We start from the raw sequence: 20,442 nt of genomic DNA on the forward strand, positions 1-20,442 counted from the left end.
GGCGGATACATTCTTGATGTATTATTAAACTTAAAAGAAAATTAAACTACTTTGCATTATAATGTAAAAGTAAGGAAGAGTATTTTTTTAAAAGAGCAGCAGTGGATATAAAACAAAAAGTAGCACCGAATCTATATAAAATAATCGACACTATAGAATCAGACAGAGTTAAAATAGCCGATGAATGGATGAAAGTAGAGACGGTAGCCGATATATTTAAAAAATATAAAATCTCTATAAACAAGTTCAAAGAGAAATTTGCCGTAAAAATTATTGAGTATTTTATATCCGTTGTAAGAGAGGAAAAAGAAGCCGGCGACTGTCCGATTATGACCAAGTTTGTAAATTATATGATTGATAAAAATATTACCCCTAGACAAGTTTTTCAAATATGTATGGGAGTAAGAAAAGCATTAAGGGTTTATATATTTAACAAAGATTTTACTTTAGAAGAAACACAGGGGATACTAACTGAGACAGCCGATTTGTTTGATGCAAATCTAGCAGGTGTTTTAGATATCTTTACCTCTCTTTATGAAAAACAACAACAGCTCATAGTAGAATCGCGTGAGAGACAAAATAAATTTCAGGAATTTTCTAAAATAATCAACTTTATTCATTCTAAAATAATTATTGTTAAAGACGGAAAAATTGTTACGGCGAACAAATCGTTTTTTGAATTTACAGGGACATCTAACTTGGATGAATTTTATGAAGTTTTAAAATATGAACAGATTAAACATGAAAAAGATAGTAAAGAAAAATTTACCCTAAGCAATATAGATGATTGGCTCGAAGATGCATGTAAAAAAGACAACTCTTTTAATGTAGATGTGTATCATCAAAAATATCAAAAACTTTTTACCTATAATGCCAGAGTAACGGAACTGCCGGGCAAAGAAGTAAAATATATTATCAGTTTTAACAACATATCAAACTTTATAGGAGACAATGAGAAACTTAAAATGTCTCTTGAAAAAGATAAACTGACAGGTTTATATAATTATGTAAAATTTGAGAGTTTACTAGGTAATTCAAGAATACAAAACCAAGACGGTAAAAAAAGTGCACTTGCAGTTATAGATTTGCCTGATTTAAAAACATTAAATGCAAAAGGCGAAACTAAACAGTGCTCGGACATTATTGTCCAAACTGCAAATAAAATAAAAGACTTCGTAAGTAAAGATATACAAGTTGCCCGCGTGCAAGATTGTAGATTTGCTTTATATATACCTATGAACACTAAGCAGTCTTGCTATGATTGGTGTTTTTCTTTATTTAGTAAATTAAATCAAGAAAAGCATCGAGTTACCTTTGCCTTGTCTTGGTTTGATACATCAGAAGATGAAAATGTTTCACTCCTTAACGTATTTAGTTTAATAGAAAAAGCAAATAAATCTATAAAGAAAAAAATATTTACCGATTTTGAAGGCATTAGAGAATCAGAATTGTTAGAAGATCAGGAAAAGTTTGTATCTGCTATAGATAAATTAAAAAAAGTAAATATGATAATTTACTATAAAGAGTTGCCTATAGTCAGTAAAAATACGCTTTTACATAAAGATTCCAAAAGTGTATCTTTTCATATCTCTAAGAAACAGTGCGTAACTATACGTGAAGATTCAAAGGTATATTTTCATTTAGAAAATATAGGTGATGTAGAAGCTGAGATAAAAGATTTTGACGTAGTTAAAAACGAAATGGCTATCCATAATTTCAGAGTAGCAAAAAGCTCGCCTATTCATAGAACTATGTTTAGGGTTAGAGCAGAAGAACAAGATGTTAAAATCATTCCTGAGGATGATGACATAATTTATTCTACATTGCTGGATTTAAATATAAAATCAATGGCTGTTTCAATGAAAAGAAAATATGATATCTCCGTCGGTGATAAAATTCAGATAAAAACCGTATTGAGTATCGATAAAAAGCCAAATAATATTAAAGCTTTAGGTGAAGTTATTAAAATAGAAAAAAATAAACAAAATAAAAAAGTAGTTATAGAGTGTAAGTATGATTCTCAGACCGAAAAAGCTATTAGCAGTTATATCTCTATTCGTCAGATGCAAATTGTAAAAGAGATACAGTGTGTTGACACTTAATGACAGATGGAGTTTTAAAAATCTTCTATTTTAAAAACTTCATATGCCACTTAAAATTACTAAATACCTAGATAAGGTTTCAGTACCTCTGGAATATTTATGCTTCCGTCTTCGTTTTGAAAGTTCTCCATTATAGCTACTAGTGTACGACCTACTGCTAAAGATGAACCGTTTAATGTATGTACGAAAGTATTTTTTTTACCGTCTTTAAAACGTATCTTCGCACGTCTTGCCTGGAACTCTCTTGTATTTGAGATAGAGCTTATCTCACGGTAAGTGTTCTGACCCGGAAGCCATACTTCAATGTCTGTAGTATGTGCAGCTCCAAAACCTAAATCACCGGTACATAGGTTTACTAAACGATGAGGTAATTTTAGTGCAGTTAGTATATCGGATGCAGTTTGAACCATTTCATCAAAGATTTTCTCACTCTCGTTTGGATGAGATATAGCTACAAGTTCAACTTTATGAAATTGGTGTTGGCGTATCATACCGCGGGTATCACGTCCTGCAGCTCCTGCTTCTTTTCTAAAACATGATGTATATGCAGTCATCTTTTTAGGAAGTTCATCTTCACGTAAAATCTCATCTTGGAAAAGATTAGTTACGGGAACTTCTGCCGTTGGGATTAAAAAAAGTTCTTGATCTTGCATCTTATATAAATCATCTTCAAATTTTGGAAGCTGCCCGGTACCTTCTAATGCCGTACGGTTTACTATAGCAGGTACACTTACTTCATCAAATCCTCTACTTCTGTTAAAGTCAAGCATAAAGTTTATAAGTGCACGCTCTAATCTTGCACCCATGCCAAACTGAACAGAAAAACGGCTAGTTGCAAGTTTAACACCGCGCTCGAAATCTATCCAGCCGTTTTGTTCAGCTAACTCCCAGTGCTCTTTCGGAGTGAAGTCAAACTTTCTTGGTTCAAGAACTTTTTTTAACTCTACATTATCTTTCTCGTCTTCACCGTCCGGTACATCATCGTCCGGCATATTTGGAATAGCCATAGCAAGACTCTCTAGCTCTTCTTGACGCTCTCTTTGAATTTCGAGTGCATCTGCTATTTTTAGTTTGTTCTCATCTAGTTTAGCTTTAAGCTCAGCTATATCGCGACCCTCTTTTTTGTATATCGGGAACTCTTTACTCATAGCATTTTGTGCAGCTTGTAGTGTTTCATAAGCTTGTTTAGCGGATTTTAGATGCTCATTTTTTAGTTTTAATTCTTCCAAGAGTGTAGCATCTACACCTTTACGAACAAGCTTTTTACTTACTGTATCAAAATCTTTTTGTAATAGTTTTAAATCTATCAATTTCTATCCTCTATATTAATATATCTTTAGCAATTTTAAATTGGTTTGCAGTCATCAGATGCATCTTCGGATGCAACTCTTTTAAGTCTTCAAAAAGTTTTTTACTAAGCTCAAATCCTACTTTATACTCTTCACTCTCTCCGCCTTTTGAAGCAATACGCAATTTTTCTATCCATTCATCGGGTACGTTTATACCCGGTACGTGGGCGGATAAAAACTGTGCAGTTCTTAATTTTGTTATAGGGAACAGTCCTAAAACCAGTTCAGCTTTTTTATGCTCTAAACAACATTCATTGTTTGCTTTTTCAATCAGGTCAAGAAGTTGTTTTGCACTTTCTACGTCGTAAACAGGCTGGCTGATTATTCCAAGCGCACCGTGTTTAATCTTCTTTTGCATCTTCTTTTGAAGAGTTTTCGGGTTTTTTGCATAGCTGTTTATAACAGCAAATGGGTATATCTCTTTAGGTTTTTCTGCAAAAGGTTTTCCCGCATAACTCATACCGGAATTAAATGCACCTATCATCTCAAGTAAAAGTGTGCTATCACCTTCAAATACCCCTTTTACGTGAGGTTGATCAGAAAGATTTGCAGGATCACCCGTAAGTGCTAAAATTGCGCGTATATCTACTTCATTTGCAGCTAGTAAATCCGACTGAAGTGCTATTTTATTACGATCACGCATACTCATCGTAGCAATTACGGGTTTATTAAATCTCTCTTGAAGCATCTTAGCTGCAAAAAGGGAGTTGTATTTCAGTTTTGCAAGCGGGTTGTCGGTCGTGCTAAATCCATCCACATACTTGTCAAGTTCCAACTCGGCTATTTTATCTATAGTCGGATTAAAACGGGCAGAATGACCGGGTGTTGTTTCCAGAGTTATATATGTTGAATTTTTAAGTTTATCTATTAGTGTATTAAACAAAAACAAGTCCTATACTTGATATAATTGCATTATTATAACAAAAGGTACTATATAAATATGTTGAAATTAGCAGTATTTGATTTTGATTCTACGCTTATGGACGGTGAGACGATAGATTTTTTCGCAGAAGAATTAGGACTTGGCGAACAAGTAGCGCACATAACCGAAGAGGCAATGAGCGGAAGACTTGATTTTTTTGAGTCTCTTCAACAAAGAGTTTCTTTATTAAAAGGGCTTGATTTCTCGGTTGTAGAGAAAATATCTCATAATCTTCCGTATATGAAAGGTGCAAAGGAGACTATAGCCGAGCTTAAAAAACGCGGTATGACCGTTGTTTGTTTTTCCGGCGGGTTTAGAACGGCAACTTCTTATGCAAAAGATATACTTGGTTATGATGCGGATTTTTCGAACGCACTGCATGAAAAGGATGGAAAACTTACAGGTCTTGTGGGAGGTGACATGATGTTTAACTTCTCAAAAGGCGATATGTTGGTTCGTCTTCAAAATATTTTGGGTGTAAGTGAAGAGGAAACTCTTGTGTGTGGTGACGGTGCAAATGACTTAAGTATGTTTGCACATGCAGGTACGCGCGTGGCTTTTTGTGCAAGAGAGATACTTGAACGTGAAGCAAATATAATCATAAAAGAGAAAGATTTAACAAAAATTTTGGAGCAAATATAATGAGTGAATCAGTACTAGATAGTTCTGTATGGAGACAATATAACAAAGATAACAGCTTTAGAGAGAAGCTTGCAGAGTTTTGTGTTATGGATGAGACAGAATTTATAAGTGACGATAAAGAACTGTATGCAGTTATGAAATCAAAACTTACAAAAAAAGAGTTAAAACTTTTTGCAATGGATAGTGCAGGTATGTCGGAAGCAGAGTTATGTAAAAGTTTTTCTTATAACGAAGAGGAACTTGAAAAAGCGAAATTTAAACTATATAAAAAGCTAAAACAGGATAAAACCCGTCTTAGTTTTAGAGCTACTGCAATAGACGAAGAGTAGTTATTTTTTCTCATTTAAAATTATTTTAAATGAGACTCTTCTTGATTTTTCTCTATCTTCCATATTATCAAGCATTATTTTTTTTGAAAATCCGTAACCGCTACCTTTAAAAACGTCGCCTAAGTATTTTTGCAGTTTTTCAGTTTGATTTTTAAAGATAAAACTCATTGTAGCATATGCTCTGTTCATAGAAAGTTTTTCGTTTTTAAGGAAGTTTTGCGAGAAACCTACATTGCCCCATTCACTTGATGTGTGCCCGTTTATTTCTAAGGTATCTACCATATCCTGATGCTTATGTAAAAAAGGTATCAGCTTATTTGAAAACTTTTTTAAAAATATTTTTTGAATTTTGTTTAGTTCATATTCGGATACTTTAAAAAGTAGTCTTTTATCTAAAAGTTCTATGGTCAAATCTTTTTTTATTCTTATCTTATTTGTATTTATCTCATCTGAAAAAAGCTGACATAGTTTTTCGTAAAACTCATTTGTATTAGATGCTATTTGTGCTATGGATGCATCGCGGTTTAATTTCAGAATCCACATATTTGATTCTTGAGAATTTTTAGAGGTATGGATACCTGCTGCGGCAATTTGAGAATTATTTAAAATTACAAGGGAGTTTAATAAATCAAAATTATCATCACCGTAATGTTCTTGATAGAGCATATTTAATTTTGAATCAAACATCATAGCAAGTGCGTCGGTATTAAATGTATCTTTAACATAACCGACACCTACGATTCCTTCATCGGAAAATTCTTGTATATCCAGAAGTGCCGAGCCGTATAGCGTATATATTTTTTTATCGGATAAAATATTTTTATTTATATCAAATTTTAGCAGTCTGACCTGATCTTTGTTTAATTCGTTTTTATATGAAAGGGAGAGTAAAAAGTTTTTATCGCGAAGTTGTATGATTTTTCTAGGTGTAACTGTAGGGTCATCATTATATTGTTTTAGCCATACTTTATCTCCGTTTTCATCAATACGCATAAGCATTAAATTTTTGCCGCTATTTTGCATAGTCTGAGCGACTATGATTAATGAACCGTCATTTGCTTCAACACCGTCTATCCCGATGTCGTCAAATTCCGTTCCGTATTTCTTACTCCAAAGTTTATAGCCGTTTTTACTGAATCTTGTTACATATATATCGCTCATACCAAGACCCGTGTTAAATAACGGATCGTTAGAATCTCTTGAAGTCGCTGACGTACCGATTGCTAAAACACCGCCGTCTCTTAGCTTAACAAGTGTTTTTAACCTGTCTAAATTTTTTGTTCCAAATATTTTTTTAAATATAATATTTGCATGGGCATCCAGCTTTAGAAGTATAAGCTGACCATCCATCGTATGACCGCCGACATAGTAGCCGTTAGCAGGTGTCTTAACTAAAGATACGGCTTCTGAAAAACTTGATAATGATTTTGTTTTATCAAGTAAGATATTTGCACCGGCATCTACTTTTATAAGCTGCATCTGAGTTGAATGTGCACTAGATACGCTTTCTAAATAGTCAAAAGCATTAGTATATCTATTTGTGCTATTGGAACTTGTTTTATAGTTTTTGACAAAACCTACCGCACTTATGCTGCGATCGTAATCTTGGTCTATATCTAATAGTTGATTATTGAATGCTTTATCGATAATAAGTGAATACTCAGAGCCTTTTGCAAAAGCAAAGCTTGATAAGAATAATATAGCAAAGATAAAAAGTAGTTTCATGTATAGGCTTTTTTATCTATTTTAAAAGCAATTAATATTCCATCTATATATAACTTTATTTTTCTTTTAAATAAAGTTGCAGTACACCTTGTATATCTTTCTCCGTATAGGGTTTGCTTATATAATCGTCCATTCCTGTATCTAAAAACCTTTCTTTGTCATTGGATAAGGCATTTGCGGTAACGGCAATTATGGGAGTTTTTTCCAAGTTTTTCTCTTTTTCTATGATTCTTATCTGTTTCGTTGCTTCTATACCATTCATATTCGGCATATTCTCATCCATAAAAATAATATCGTAATGTTTGTCTTTAAACATATTTAGCGCTTCTATGCCGTCATTTGCTACTTCGTAAGTTATATTTGATTCTTCTAAAATCATACCCAGTAATAACTGGTTGGTTTTATTGTCTTCTACAATTAATACATTGGCTTTAAATGAAGAGACTTTTGATTTTATTGTATTTTTAACTGTATTGTTTATAGCTTCTTTACATAGCGGCGCAGATATTTCAAATGAAAAGGTACTCCCTTCCCCAAGAGTACTTGTAACATTAAGTTCACCGTCCATTAAAGCAAGCAGTTTGGATGAGATAGACAGTCCTAATCCTGTCCCTCCGAATTTTCTTGTGATTGAACTGTCTTCTTGGTTAAATGCGTTAAAAATTTTATTTAGGTTTTCTTTTGCTATACCGACTCCCGTGTCCTTTACACTGCATTTTAATTTTTTTGTTTGCTCTATATATTCTACTTCTAATATTATCGTACCGTTTTGAGGGGTAAACTTTATCGCATTACTTAATAGATTAAAAATAATCTGATTAATTCGTATAGGGTCTATAATAAGACATTTTGGCAGATTTTTATCGATATTGAAATTTAGTTTTTGCTCTTTTTTTAGAGTTAAAATTTCAAAAAGCGATTTTAATTCATTAAGCAATTTTTTAAGATTGGAAGGATGAGCTTCAATATCCATTTTTCCGCTTTCTATTTTTGAAAGGTCAAGTATGTCGTTTATAATATTTAAAAGGTTTTTACCCGAACTTGTTATTATCTCAAATTGCTCAAGACGTTTTGAATCTTTCTCATTTTTAGATAATTGTTCTACAAAACCTAAAATAGCATTCATAGGCGTTCGTATTTCATGGGACATATTTGCTAAAAATTCGGACTTTGCACGATTTGCATCTTCGGCATCCGTTTTAGCCTGAATTAGCTCTTTTTGTATTTTATTGCTTTGTGTTACATCCCTTGCACTTGCTACCAAGTGTTCTCCGTCTGGCATCATGGCTATGGACATATTCACCGTGACTATTTTGTTGTCTTTTCTTATACATGATTTTTCTATATTTGTTATATAGCCTTTTTTTACAACCTCTTTTATAGCCTCTTTAGTTTTTTCAACATCTTCTTTAACACTTAAACCTATACATGATTTTTTAAGAAGCTCTTCACGTGTATAACCGCTTATTTCTAAATATGCATCGTTAAAATTTAAAAAGTTCGTATCTAAATCTAAAATAGCCAAAGCATCTTTAGCCGTGTAAAAAATTGTCTCCACTTCTTCTTTTTGCTTTTGTTGAGTAGTGATATCTGATATATAACCTAAAAAATGTGTAGTTTCACCTTTTTTATTTTTTGATAACACGGTATAGTCAAGTATCCATTTTACAGAACCGTCTTTTGCAATAATCCTATAGGGTTCATGTTTAAAAAAACCTTCTTTGTTGTTTACATTATCTTTTACTTCTTTGCTGACTCTAGCTAAATCATCCGGATGTATGCAATCGGCATAAAGAACATCAGATGACAAAAAATTATCCCTTGAATAACCGAGCAGTTTTGTTACACTTTTAGAAACATACTCTATACTCCAGGATTTATCATTTTTCCATCTAAATAACACACTGTCACCGGTATCAAAAAGAGATAATAAATTTTTTTGTTCCGTGTTTACGATATCGCTTTTTTCTATTGCAACTTCTAGTTGATTTAGTGTCCTTAAAATCTCTTTTTCATGTGTTTTTATCAATAAAAAACCGATAGCCAGTAAGAATATGGAACTAAAGACTATAATTGAAGTAAAGTTAATATAAGTACCTATAAAATCATTATACTTTTCTGTTATATCGATTAAAAACAGTATTCTTCCGAGTTCTTTTTCAGAAACATCCCTAAGAACTTTGTTATAACTTATATAAACCTGATTATCTGTTTTGATCCACTCTGTTTCAGTTGAATTTACCAGCTCTGAAAAGTTATTTGGAATTTTATTTGTCTTATATACGATATATTGTTTATCCGTAGTATGCAGTTTTAATAGTTTCTTTTTAATAAATTCTGCCGAATTAGTAAAAATGGACTTGTTGATTGCATAATAGATTTCAACGTCAAGTTGATTAGAGAGTGTTTGGGTTATTTTATCTATTTCTTTACCGATTTCGATAAATCCTATAAGTTTAGAATCTATTATCCACGGATGCACGACACGTAAAGTATAGTTTTTTTTAAGACCGAATTCCAAACCGTGAAAAGGAGTTAAGTTATTTTTGGCTTGTAAAAAGGTATGACGTTTTACTATATCACCGTTGCGGTATTTATCATGTACGCGTAATAAGACTTTTCCGTTTGGTTTTAAAAAATAAAAATGGGTAATGTCATTGTTTTTATTTATATTATCAAAAATAGGTTTAGCAAGTGAAAATAGCTTTTCTTTATCATCGGTAACAAAAGGTTTAACAAATTCACTTTTATTTTTAGCCAAATGAATGATACTGTTCATCATTCCAGCTTCAGATTGTATATATCTTGTAAATTCTATATTGTATTTTTTTAGTGTATGTATTGTCTCGTGTTCAATTGCATTTTTTTGAAAATAATAACTGCTGATTAAACCCAAACCGCTTAATAAAATAACGATAAATGTCAAAATAACAAAAGCATATTTTGATTCTTTTACAGCCATATTTCCCCATTTCCATAGCAATAATGATAATCTTACAACATTAATAACGTATTTTAACATATTGTTTATTTAAAAAAATTTATTAACGACAGTAAGATTTTAATATAAAAAAATTGTAGTATAATACATTAAGAAGGATAGGGGAAAATAAATATTATTATGAAATTTTTTGCTAAAAGTTTGTTGAATTTTGATTCTGTTAATAAGCTCAACAAAGAATTGGAAGAAAAAAATAAAGAATTAAAAAAACTTACACAACGACTTGATTATGCTTTAAAAGGTAGTACAGACGGTTTGTGGGATTGGAATATAAAAACTTCCGAAGTTTATTTCTCGCCACAATGGAAAAGTATGCTCGGTTTTTCAGAAGATGAAATAAGCGGATCTCTAAAAGAATGGGAAGATCGTATTCATCCTGATGATATAAAAAACGTATATAAAGATTTACAAAAGCATATGGATGCCAAGTCGGATCGTTATGTGAATGAGCATCGAGTATTATGTAAAGACGGCAGTTACAAGTGGATTCTTGACCGTGGTAAAATAGTCGAATATGACGAAGACGGAAAACCATCCCGTATGACCGGTACTCATACCGATATCTCCAAACAAAAGAAATTCGCACAAGAGCTAAACAACCAAAATATTAAACTTGAAATACTAACTAAAGAACAAAATAGCCTACTTTCCCTTTTTGATAAAGGGGATTTAACACTTTTTAAATGGAATAACGATGCAAAATGGAGTATAGAATATGTATCAGGAAACGTAAGTAAACTTATGGGATATACAAAAGATGAGTTTTTATACTCTAACGTCGTATATTCTTCGTGCATCCATCCCGATGATTTGTCATATGTTTTTGAAGAAGTTCAAGATGCTATAAAAAATAATATGGATTTTTTTAAACATAATCCGTATCGTGTCGTAACCAAAAACGGTGATATTAAGTGGGTACTTGATTATACCGTTACACAAAAAAATAAAGATGGACAAATCACACATTTTATAGGTTATATTTCAGATGTTACCGAGCAGAAAAATACCGAAGATAATTTTAGAAACTATATGGTTTTAGCATCTGATGCTATACATGTATTGAATGAAAAAGGAGATGTTGTTGAATGTAGTCACTCTTTTGCAAATATGCTTGGTTATACATATGAAGAGGCACTGAGACTAAATGTAAAAGACTGGGATATTAATTTTAAAAATGATGAATTAGTAGCTAGAATAAAACAGTTTATGAGTGACCCTCAAACTTTCGATACTAAACAAAAGCGAAAAGACGGTGTAGAAATAGATGTACAAATAAATGCAAAAGGTATTGATATTAACGGCAAAAAGTATTTATATGCATCTGCACGCGATATTTCCGAACGTAAAAAACATGAACAAGAGATTATCATAGCCAAAGAAGTCGCCGAAGAAGCAAACCGCTCAAAGTCCGAATTTTTAGCAAATATGTCCCATGAGATACGCACCCCTATGACAGGGATACTAGGTTTTGTAGAGCATCTCTCAAAATCAGAACATAATTCTGAACGCATTAAAGAGTTTGAAGCAATTAAAAATTCCGGAGAAACTTTACTGCATATTATAAACGATATCCTTGATTTTTCTAAAATAGAAAGCGGAAAAATGGATATTGAATTTCATCCTTATAATATTCAAAACCTAATTGATAATACCAAAGCCATATTCGATGAACTGGTAAAAGATAAAAAAATTCACTTTGAAAAAAATATAGATAAAAATCTTCCCGAATGTATCATAATGGATGAGACACGGCTTAAACAGATTATTTTTAATTTGCTTAGCAATGCAATTAAGTTTACATCCCAAGAAGGAAGTGTAAAACTTCATATAAAATATTTGCAAGAGAAAAACATGATGTACTTCAGCGTAAGTGATACCGGAATAGGTGTTGCCAAAGAGAACGTCGAAAAGATATTTGAAGCTTTCGGACAAGAAGATACATCTACAACAAGACGTTTCGGCGGAACCGGACTCGGTCTGTCAATCTCTCATAAACTAGTAGGTATGATGGGAGGAGAACTAAAAGTAGAGAGTAAATTAGGTAAAGGAAGTAAATTTTATTTTGAACTGCCTGTAACGGTATGTGAAAAACAAAGTCAATTTGAAAAAGATAGTTCGACAAATATGTCAAAGACTCAAAACTTCTCAGGACATATACTGGTAGTTGAGGATAATAAAACAAACCAAATGCTTATGAGTATGATTTTAGATGATTTTGGTATAACGTATGATATTGCAAATGACGGAGTTGAAGCAATAAAGTGTTACCAAAAAAATTCATACGATATAATTTTAATGGATGAAAATATGCCGAATATGAACGGTATAGAAGCAACTAGGCAGATTCGGATTTTAGAGATGGAGAAAAACCTAGACTCAACGCCTATTATTGCTGTAACGGCTAATGCCATGACTGATGACAGACAACGTTTTATAGATGCAAAAATGGATGATTATATCAGTAAGCCGTACACGGAAAAAGATATTAAAACTGTTTTGGAAAAGTATTTGATTTAATTTTAAAAGCTCCCTAAAGTCAGGGAGCTATATGAGAACTTATTTTAAGTTCTCAAACGGTGCAGTTACAACTGTTTTACGAGTTACCGTATATGGAACAAGTGCTGCCGCACGAGCTCTTTTGATTACTGTAGCTACCATATCTTGGTGACGTTTGCAGTTACCTGTTAAACGACGAGGCATGATTTTGTATCTCTCAGATAATGAAAAACGCAATCCTGCTACATCTTTATAATCTATGAAGTCAACTTTTGCTTCACAGTATTTACAATATCTTTTTTTGTATTTTCTTCTTTCTGCCATGATTTTATCCTTAATTATTTATATTTTTCTAAAACGGAATCTCATCTTCATCGATGTCGATCTCAGGGACTTGATGAGCATTTGGCATCTGTTGTGCAGGCTGCCCATATGGCTGTTGTTGCTGCTGCCCATAGCTTTGTTGTTGCTGTGGCGGTTTGTTGTAGTTTTGTTGTTGCTGCTGTTGTGGTGCTTGATAGCTTTGTTGTTGTTGTGCAGGTTGAGCATATGTCTGCGGTTGTGTTGCATTATCTTGTGGATATGCATTTGCCGAAGGATTGTCACCTTTGCTATCTAGCATCTGCATAGTTTCAACTACAACAGAGTGCTTGCTTCTTTTTTGTCCGTTTTGATCAACCCACTGGTCAAAGTTAAGTCTGCCCTCAACAAGAATTTTACTTCCTTTGCGAAGATATTGATTAGCTATTTCAGCCGAACGTGCAAAAAAAGTGATGTCTACAAAACAAACCTCTTCTTTTTTTTCGCCGTTACTAGTATATTTGCGAGAAGTAGCTATTGCAGTGTTTGCAATACCCATACCGCTCTGAGAGTATCTAAGTTCAATATCGCGTGTTAAGTTTCCTACTAAAATAACTTTGTTAAACATGAGTTTCCTTTTAAATTAATGCTTTATAAATAAAGCTACTTATTACTCTGCTGCCGCTTCAGTTTCTTCAGCTTTAGGTGCTTCTTCTGCTTTAGGTGCACTTGCTTTAGTCTGAGCTTTTTTAACCATTTCGTTCCATGCAGCTACTTCACGGTTAGTATCATACTTGATAGTAACAAAACGAAGTAAATCTTCATTTAAACGAAATCTTCTTTCGATTTCAGAGATTGACGAAGGCTCTGCCGAGTAATAAATAACCTGGTAAAATCCACGTTCTTGTTTTTCAATCGGGTATGCTAATTTTCTCATTCCCATATCATCAGTTGTAGCTATTTCGCCACCGTTTGAAGTAATAACTTCCTGGACGGCTTTTAAGCTTTCTTGAATCTCTTCTGCTGTTAATGTCGGTTTTACGATTACTAAGTTTTCGTAATTTCTCATGTGAGTATAGTCTCCTCTTGGTATTTGCCTTATAGGCTTAATGTTTCCCTTTCGGTTTAAAATATATCATCTGTTTTTATGATACAAAGAGAAAGGAACTCGCAATTATACCCAAATATACTTAAAAGAGTATGATGATAATTTTATACTTTAACTAAATATATCAATTTGCAATATTTATATTTATGTTTGGGCTTTTTTGATATAGTTTTAAAAACTTAAGAAAAATATAGAGATTATATGACAAAAAGAAAACACAAAAAAAGTAAAACAAAATCACATTTTCTTACCTATATAGCATGGACCTTGGCTTTTGTAACCGTTATTTTAGCTTCACTGGCAATAGGTTACTACGTAGGTTTTAGCGACGCACAAGCCCAAACAAAAAAACAGCTTTCGCAAAAAGAAAAAAAACGTTTGGCTCTTTTAAAAAAACTTGACGAAGCAAATGTAAAAGAGGGTACAAAAAGTGTAAACGAGAGGTTGAAAGAGGTTTTAAAAAATGTACAAAATATAGATGCTACACATGAATACGATTCAGATGAACTTGCCAAACCCCCTGTAAGAAAAAAAATTATAGCTACTACGCAAAAACCAAAACTTGCGATTATATTGGATGACGTTTCGGTTAGAACTCAAGTAGATGCTATAAAAAACTTGAACTTGCCTCTAACTATGAGTTTTTTACCTCCTTCAAAGGCAAGACCAAATTCGGCAAGGTTAGCTAAAAAAGAGCCGTTTTATATGGTGCATCTGCCGATGGAAGCAATGAGTTTTACAAAAGAGGAACCTTTTACCTTGCGAGTTGATGATTCACAGTCTAAAATTTCTAATAGAATCCAAAAAGTAAAAGAACTTTTTCCTAGGGTAAAATATATAAATAATCATACGGGAAGCAAGTTTACTTCGGATGAAAGAGCCGTAAATAAGCTTGTTTATGAACTTAAAAAAAGAAATATATACTTTGTAGATTCACGTACAATAGCAGATACTAAAGTTCCTAAAGTTATGAAAAATTACGGTTTAAAATATGTAGGTCGTGATGTCTTCTTAGATCACCATTCAGACAAAAAATATGTAAAAGGTCAAATCAAAGAAGCGATAAGAATAGCAAAAGAACACGGAACGGCAATAGCAATAGGTCATCCACATAAAAATACTCTCTTAGCAATATCTGAATCAAAAGCACTTTTTAAAGACGTAGAACTGGTTTTGATTGACAAGGTGTATTGATTGCAGTTAGTTAAGGGAGTCGTAAAAGAGTTACAAAGTATGAAAAAATACCCAAAGGAACTCTTTTATGATGGAGACCTTGAACTGCTAAAAAAAACTAAAGTCTCAATCGTAGGAAGCAGACGACCTTCTAAATATTCAAAAACTCAAATTAACTCTCTTGCTTCTAAACTTTCAGATATCGGTGTATGTGTTGTAAGTGGCGGTGCTATGGGTATAGATGCCGTGTCTCATCAAGGTGCGGGTGCACAAAATACAATCTCTGTTTTACCGTGCGGAATAGACGTAAGATATCCAAGCGTAAATAAAAATCTTTTAGACTCTATAGCTAAAGAGGGATTGCTTTTATCGCAGTTTGTGTTAGGTGAAAAAGCACGCCCGTATAGCTTTGTTTTAAGAAACGAAATAGTTGTAGCACTAGGCGATGTTTTGATAGTAGGTGAAGCGGATGAGGGTAGTGGAACTATGAGAAGTGTCGAGTTTGCTTTGGAGATGGGAAAAGATATATATGTACTCTCACACAGAATAGGGGAGAGTAAAGCTACAAATAAACTCGTACAAGAGGGCAAGGCAAAAGCTATAACAGATATAGATGAATTTGTTTATTCTTTATATCCTGATGCACAAAATAGTGCTCATTCAAATACAGATGAGTTTTTAGAGTATTGTGCTAGTAACCCAAACTATGAAGAAGCTGTAGCAAAGTTTCCAACTCGTATTTTCGAATCGGAACTATCAGGAGAGATTCTTATAAAAGACGGTAGGATACTGCTTAATTAAATATGTTATAAAATCAACATAGCATCGCCGTAAGAGTAAAAACGATATTTTTCTTTTATAGCTTCAGCATATAATTCTTGTGTTTTTTCAACTCCAACAAATGAAGCTACAAGCATCAACAGTGTTGATTTTGGCAGGTGAAAATTAGTAAGCAGATGATTAACTCGACTTGGTTTATTGTTCGGATGCAAAAATAGATTTGCTTCACCTCTTTGAATTTTTCCGTGCTTGGCATAAAACTCGATTGTACGAGTAGAGGTGGTTCCTACACTTAAAACCGGTATATCCGAATCTAATATCTCTTTAGCCGCATCTGAAATATCATAATACTCCGAGTGCATCGGATGCTGTGTTATCACATCTACATCTACGGGTTTGAAAGTTCCACTACCTACATGAAGAGTCACATATGCATATTTATGCTTTTTACATATACGCTTATGTTGTTCGGGTGTAAAATGAAGTGATGCCGTAGGAGCTGCAACCGCACCCTCATTAGACGCAAATACACTTTGATATTCATCTTCATCGCTTTTATCATCTTTTCGGTTTATATAAGGCGGTAGCGGGACATGACCTATTTTATCTATTATAGGAAGTAAATCCTCAAATCTTAGCTTTATATAGTTTTGGTAAAACTCAACCACACGACTTCCGTCATCCTCTAATTTTATAACTTTTGCAACTAAATCATTATCGAATAAAATCTCTGTTTGGGCTTTTACTTTTCCACGAATATATACGTTTATATTATATGCATCTAACGGACGGTTTATAAGAAGTTCTATCTTACCTCCGCTTGGTTTATGACCGTATAGTCTTGCTTTTATTACTTTTGTATCGTTAAATATAAGTGCACAGTTTTTTGGAATATATTTTTCGAGTTCATAAAAGTATGTATGGATTATTTTATCTGTTTTTCTGTTATATACTAAAAGTTTTGCATGGTCTCTCGGGTTTGCGGGATGGCTTGCTATGAGTTCATCAGGTAGATAAAAATCATAGCTGGAGGTTAAAAGCGGGTCTATTTTTTATCCTCCAAACCAAGTATTTCGGAAAGACTTTCATCATCTTCGCCTTCATCCTCATTTTCTTCCTCTTTTGGAGCAGGATTTACCAGTCTTACTATAAGTATTGAAAAACCGTAAAGGATTATAAGCGGACCTGCCATGAGAAGTTGAGTTAAAACATCAGGAGGTGTTAGAAGTGCAGCGACTATAAATATGATTACGATAGCATATTTAAAAAACTCTGCCATTTGACGGTCGTTAATCATTCCAAGTAAGGCTAAAAAGTATGCAAATATAGGAAGCTCAAATGCTAAACCAAATCCAAACATAATTTTTGTAAAAAAACCTACATAATCTTCTATATTTATAAGCGGAGTAAATTTAAAAGAACCAAAGGTGATTAAGAAGTCAAATCCAAAGGGAGTAACTACATAGTAGGCAAATAAAACACCAACGGCAAACATGCTTGTCCCGCCAAATATGAACGGAATAATCATCTTTTTTTCATTTGCATAAAGACCCGGCGCTATAAACATCCAAATTTGAGATAAGATTATCGGTAGTGCTCCAAAAATTGCCGCAAAAAATGCTACTTTGAGTGCTACAAAAAAAGCTCCTCCAACTTGAGTAGTCGTAACCATACCATCAGCTGCGTGAACCGATTTTTTCCCGACTTCTATAAGTGCTTGGTTTAGCGGTTCTATCATCCAATTTAAAATCGGTTCATGGAAATAAAACATTACAAAAAACATAACTATTAAGCTACCTACGGATATTGCAAGTCTTTTTCTAAGCTCAACCAAGTGAGGTTTTAAATCATCAAACATCGTTATCTTCTTCTATTTTCTTTTTCTTTTTTTTATCAAAAGTGACTTTTTCGGCTTTTACACTTTTTTTAGGTTCTTTTTTAGTCTTATCATCTTCATCGTCACCTAAAATATCATCGCTTAGATTAGATAGAGTTGTCCCTATTTTGGAAGTGTCGGTTACACTCTCAAGCTCGTTAGATGCTTTTAAAAGCTCTTTTTTGTAAGCAAGTGCTTCTTCTTTTATATCTTTTACGTTCATCTCTTCTTCTAAAGAGTCCCTGACATTATTGATAGTTTTTTTTGCATTTCTAAAAAACTTAGCAACTTCTACCATTGCAGACGGTAGTTTATCAGGACCCAAGAAGAGGATTGCAATCACGCTAATTATGAGTATCTCTGTAAAACCCATTCCAAACATGTAAAACCCTCAAAAAAAATTTCAAATAAATAATGCGAGATTTTATCTAAAGAATGATTAAATTATGCTTCTTTACCCATTTCATCCAATATATCAAATAACTCTTTTGACGTTTGTTCCGTTTCTTTAAAAGATTGAATTATCTTGTCTGCATTTTTTATTAAACCATCATCTATGTAAGAAGGAACACTTCTTACTTCATCATGGACAAGTTTATGTTTAGCATCTATCTTAGAATAAGCATTAGTGTGTCCAAATACTTCTTTCCCGTCGCTTACATACCATTTACCGAATCTACAGTTTGTGTGTTCGCTAAATTCAAATGAATGGTCATCTTTAAACACGGCATCGTAACCGTTTAGTTTAAATACTACATGGTCAAGTTTTGCAAGGTTTAAAAACATTTGATTAGAGATTAGTTTATTTCCTATCTGTATATCTTTAGCACCATCGACTAGATTTTGCAAGTTAGAGTTAAACTCTTCTAGTTTATCTAAAGATATAGTTATTTCATTGTCCATTTGTTCAGAAAACTCTTGCATAGAAGATGAGTTTTGTTTTAAGAGATTTATATTTACTTCAACCTCACTTGTAGCTTTTTGAGTGCGTTCTGCCAGTTTTCTTACTTCATCTGCAACTACGGCGAAACCGCGACCGTGTTCACCCGCACGGGCTGCTTCAATAGCGGCGTTTAATGCAAGCAGGTTTGTTTGGTCGGAAATCTCTTTAATTAGGGATATTACATTTGTAATTTCATTTACGCTGTTGTTTAACTGATCTGAATTTTCTCTGCTTTCTTGCATCTTATGGGAAATATTTTGCAGTGAGTCACTCATTTGCGATGTTGAAACTTTAACATCTCCGACTATAACTTCCGTTTGTGCATTTTTTTCATTGATTTTATCAAGACTGTCCATATTTGAAGCTAAGCCGTTTTGAACACTGCCAACACCGTTTATAGCACCTTCGTTTAGGAGTTCGGTCAAGCTAAGTGTTAATCTGTTTGCTTCAAGCTTTTCTTGTGAATCTTTTGTAGCACTCTCGGCTTTGCTCAAAGCTTCATTAGCCTCATTGATGGCAGAGTTTGCAATACTTATAGTTTCATTAGCCGCTCTTTGGATGGAACTTATCTCATCATTTCCGTTTATAGATATATGTGAATTAAAATTTTTGTTTTTTATAATGTAGTCAAGTTCATCTTTAAATACCGATATCTTTTTTACAAGTTGATTTGCCAGTGAAAATCCAACACCAAAAATTGTTATGATTACGATTATATTTAGTAAAATAGAAAATATAAGATCGTTATATGCCTTGTCTTGTAAAGTATGGATTTGTTTAATTACACCGTCACTAAGATGGTTTTCAACTTTTTTAAGAAGGTTTATTTTGTTTGTAATCGTGTTGAACCAATACATTGAATCAATATCGAAACCGCCGTTCATTTTCTCCAGTGCAATCTCTCTCATTCTCTCAACTTCATCTACATCTTTGCCCACTAAAGTTTGTTCATAAAATGAGCTGTTTTCTTTTGTAGCTAAAAATAAAAACCTACCCATATATGCTTCTTGTTCACTCATAAGCTTTACAAATTTCGCATAAAAGCCTTTTGGGTACGAATCTTTTGCAAAAGTACCGCTCATAACGGCTCTTTCAATTCCCGCTCTTTCTTTTGAATAAAGATAGTTGATAAAAGCATTTAAATCCCTTGACATATCTACGTCCCTGCTCATTTTTGCAATAAAAGCTACAGTGTCTAAAAAAGCACCGTTCATAGGCGTGTAGTAACCAACTGTCTGCGGAACATTGTAAGCAAGTGAACTAACACTTTGTCTAGTTTGTTCAAGCTTTGATAATCTATCTAATGCATCTTGAAGCTGAGTATTAAACGCTGCGGAATAGTTATCCAAATCAATAGTTTTTAGATACTCCAGCATCTCTTTTTTTGTTGCATCGGTATCTTCTCTTATACTTTTTAAAGTAGAAGAAAATTTAGCACCTTTTGAACCTACAAATCCTGCACTCGCTCCCCGTTCTTTTTGAGTGTTGTGTATCATATTCGAAATTTTTGTAGCAAGTATGGTCGTTTTTTCGATTTTATCAAGATTATTTACTTTCTGGTAAGCATCAAAACTCTTAATAGTCAAAAGAACAGCAATAATTATAGTTGGAATTGCTACCAATATAGCCATTTTTGTTTTTATAGATAAGTTGTTCATCTAAAATCCTTTTTTAAAAAGCTACAATTCTATCAGAT

At 33.1% G+C, this 20,442-nt stretch carries 17 protein-coding genes; 6 read left to right on the top strand and 11 right to left on the bottom strand.

The genetic code is table 11. The features are described from left to right. Positions 1-101 precede the first annotated feature (101 nt). Positions 102-2,102: a diguanylate cyclase domain-containing protein gene (locus FJR48_RS01935; protein ID WP_152306495.1), complete on the top strand. Its 2,001-nt coding sequence runs from the start codon at positions 102-104 to the stop codon at positions 2,100-2,102. Between the two features lie 59 nt (positions 2,103-2,161). Here FJR48_RS01935 and serS read toward each other — a convergent pair whose 3' ends face one another. After that, the gene (gene serS, locus FJR48_RS01940) at positions 2,162-3,412 is read right to left on the bottom strand and encodes a serine--tRNA ligase (RefSeq protein ID WP_152306496.1); all 1,251 of its coding nucleotides are present in this window, start codon (positions 3,410-3,412) and stop codon (positions 2,162-2,164) included. A gap of 10 nt (positions 3,413-3,422) precedes the next feature. Further along, a complete protein-coding gene (locus FJR48_RS01945) occupies positions 3,423-4,334 on the bottom strand; it encodes a methylenetetrahydrofolate reductase (RefSeq protein WP_152306497.1) in 912 nt (303 codons plus the stop codon). 51 nt (positions 4,335-4,385) lie between these two features. Here FJR48_RS01945 and serB point away from each other — a divergent pair, with 51 nt between their 5' ends. Both serB and FJR48_RS01955 read left to right on the top strand, forming a co-directional pair. Continuing rightward, positions 4,386-5,015, top strand: a complete 630-nt coding sequence (serB, locus tag FJR48_RS01950) for a phosphoserine phosphatase SerB (protein ID WP_152308352.1) — start codon at positions 4,386-4,388, stop codon at positions 5,013-5,015. After that, complete coding sequence (locus FJR48_RS01955) at positions 5,015-5,344, top strand: hypothetical protein (RefSeq protein WP_152306498.1); 330 nt, start codon at positions 5,015-5,017, stop codon at positions 5,342-5,344. The genes serB and FJR48_RS01955 overlap by 1 nt, the downstream gene beginning before the upstream one ends. On the opposite strand, the gene FJR48_RS01960 is transcribed toward FJR48_RS01955, so the two are convergent. After that, positions 5,345-7,069, bottom strand: coding sequence for an OmpA family protein (locus FJR48_RS01960; RefSeq protein ID WP_152306499.1), 1,725 nt, complete (start codon positions 7,067-7,069; stop codon positions 5,345-5,347). Between the two features lie 55 nt (positions 7,070-7,124). After that, a complete protein-coding gene (locus tag FJR48_RS01965) occupies positions 7,125-10,031 on the bottom strand; it encodes a PAS domain S-box protein (RefSeq protein WP_188108603.1) in 2,907 nt (968 codons plus the stop codon). A gap of 159 nt (positions 10,032-10,190) precedes the next feature. Here FJR48_RS01965 and FJR48_RS01970 point away from each other — a divergent pair, with 159 nt between their 5' ends. After that, positions 10,191-12,587, top strand: coding sequence for a PAS domain-containing protein (locus FJR48_RS01970; RefSeq protein WP_152306501.1), 2,397 nt, complete (start codon positions 10,191-10,193; stop codon positions 12,585-12,587). Between the two features lie 39 nt (positions 12,588-12,626). On the opposite strand, the gene rpsR is transcribed toward FJR48_RS01970, so the two are convergent. From rpsR to rpsF, 3 genes are read right to left on the bottom strand one after another with little or no spacing between them, the layout of a single operon-like run. Then, a complete protein-coding gene (rpsR, locus tag FJR48_RS01975) occupies positions 12,627-12,890 on the bottom strand; it encodes a 30S ribosomal protein S18 (RefSeq protein WP_152306502.1) in 264 nt (87 codons plus the stop codon). A 28-nt stretch (positions 12,891-12,918) separates the two neighbouring features. Further along, positions 12,919-13,494, bottom strand: coding sequence for a single-stranded DNA-binding protein (locus FJR48_RS01980; RefSeq protein ID WP_152306503.1), 576 nt, complete (start codon positions 13,492-13,494; stop codon positions 12,919-12,921). 42 nt (positions 13,495-13,536) lie between these two features. Beyond that, complete coding sequence (gene rpsF, locus FJR48_RS01985) at positions 13,537-13,935, bottom strand: 30S ribosomal protein S6 (RefSeq protein WP_152306504.1); 399 nt, start codon at positions 13,933-13,935, stop codon at positions 13,537-13,539. 240 nt (positions 13,936-14,175) lie between these two features. On the opposite strand from rpsF, the gene FJR48_RS01990 reads away from it, so the two are divergent. After that, complete coding sequence (locus tag FJR48_RS01990; protein WP_152306505.1) at positions 14,176-15,168, top strand: divergent polysaccharide deacetylase family protein; 993 nt, start codon at positions 14,176-14,178, stop codon at positions 15,166-15,168. Then, a complete protein-coding gene (locus FJR48_RS01995; RefSeq protein WP_241856085.1) occupies positions 15,169-15,948 on the top strand; it encodes a DNA-processing protein DprA in 780 nt (259 codons plus the stop codon). Between the two features lie 5 nt (positions 15,949-15,953). Here FJR48_RS01995 and queA read toward each other — a convergent pair whose 3' ends face one another. The 4 genes from queA to FJR48_RS12430 all read right to left on the bottom strand — a co-directional run bounded on the left by queA (position 15,954) and on the right by FJR48_RS12430 (position 20,404). Beyond that, positions 15,954-16,976 (bottom strand): tRNA preQ1(34) S-adenosylmethionine ribosyltransferase-isomerase QueA, encoded by a 1,023-nt coding sequence (queA, locus tag FJR48_RS02000; protein WP_152306506.1) that lies wholly within the window; start codon positions 16,974-16,976, stop codon positions 15,954-15,956. Further along, positions 16,973-17,785, bottom strand: coding sequence for a twin-arginine translocase subunit TatC (gene tatC, locus FJR48_RS02005; protein ID WP_152306507.1), 813 nt, complete (start codon positions 17,783-17,785; stop codon positions 16,973-16,975). The genes queA and tatC overlap by 4 nt, the downstream gene beginning before the upstream one ends. Beyond that, entirely contained in the window at positions 17,778-18,185 is a 408-nt protein-coding gene (tatB, locus tag FJR48_RS02010; RefSeq protein WP_152306508.1) for a Sec-independent protein translocase protein TatB, read from the bottom strand. Before tatB ends, tatC begins: the two co-directional genes overlap by 8 nt. A gap of 62 nt (positions 18,186-18,247) precedes the next feature. Beyond that, positions 18,248-20,404 carry a methyl-accepting chemotaxis protein gene (locus tag FJR48_RS12430; RefSeq protein WP_152306509.1) on the bottom strand — a complete coding sequence of 719 codons (2,157 nt, stop codon included), beginning with the start codon at positions 20,402-20,404 and terminating at the stop codon, positions 18,248-18,250. Positions 20,405-20,442 lie beyond the last annotated feature (38 nt).

Origin of the sequence: Sulfurimonas lithotrophica, assembly GCF_009258225.1 — a bacterium.
Taxonomy (GTDB): Bacteria; Campylobacterota; Campylobacteria; order Campylobacterales; family Sulfurimonadaceae; genus Sulfurimonas; species Sulfurimonas lithotrophica.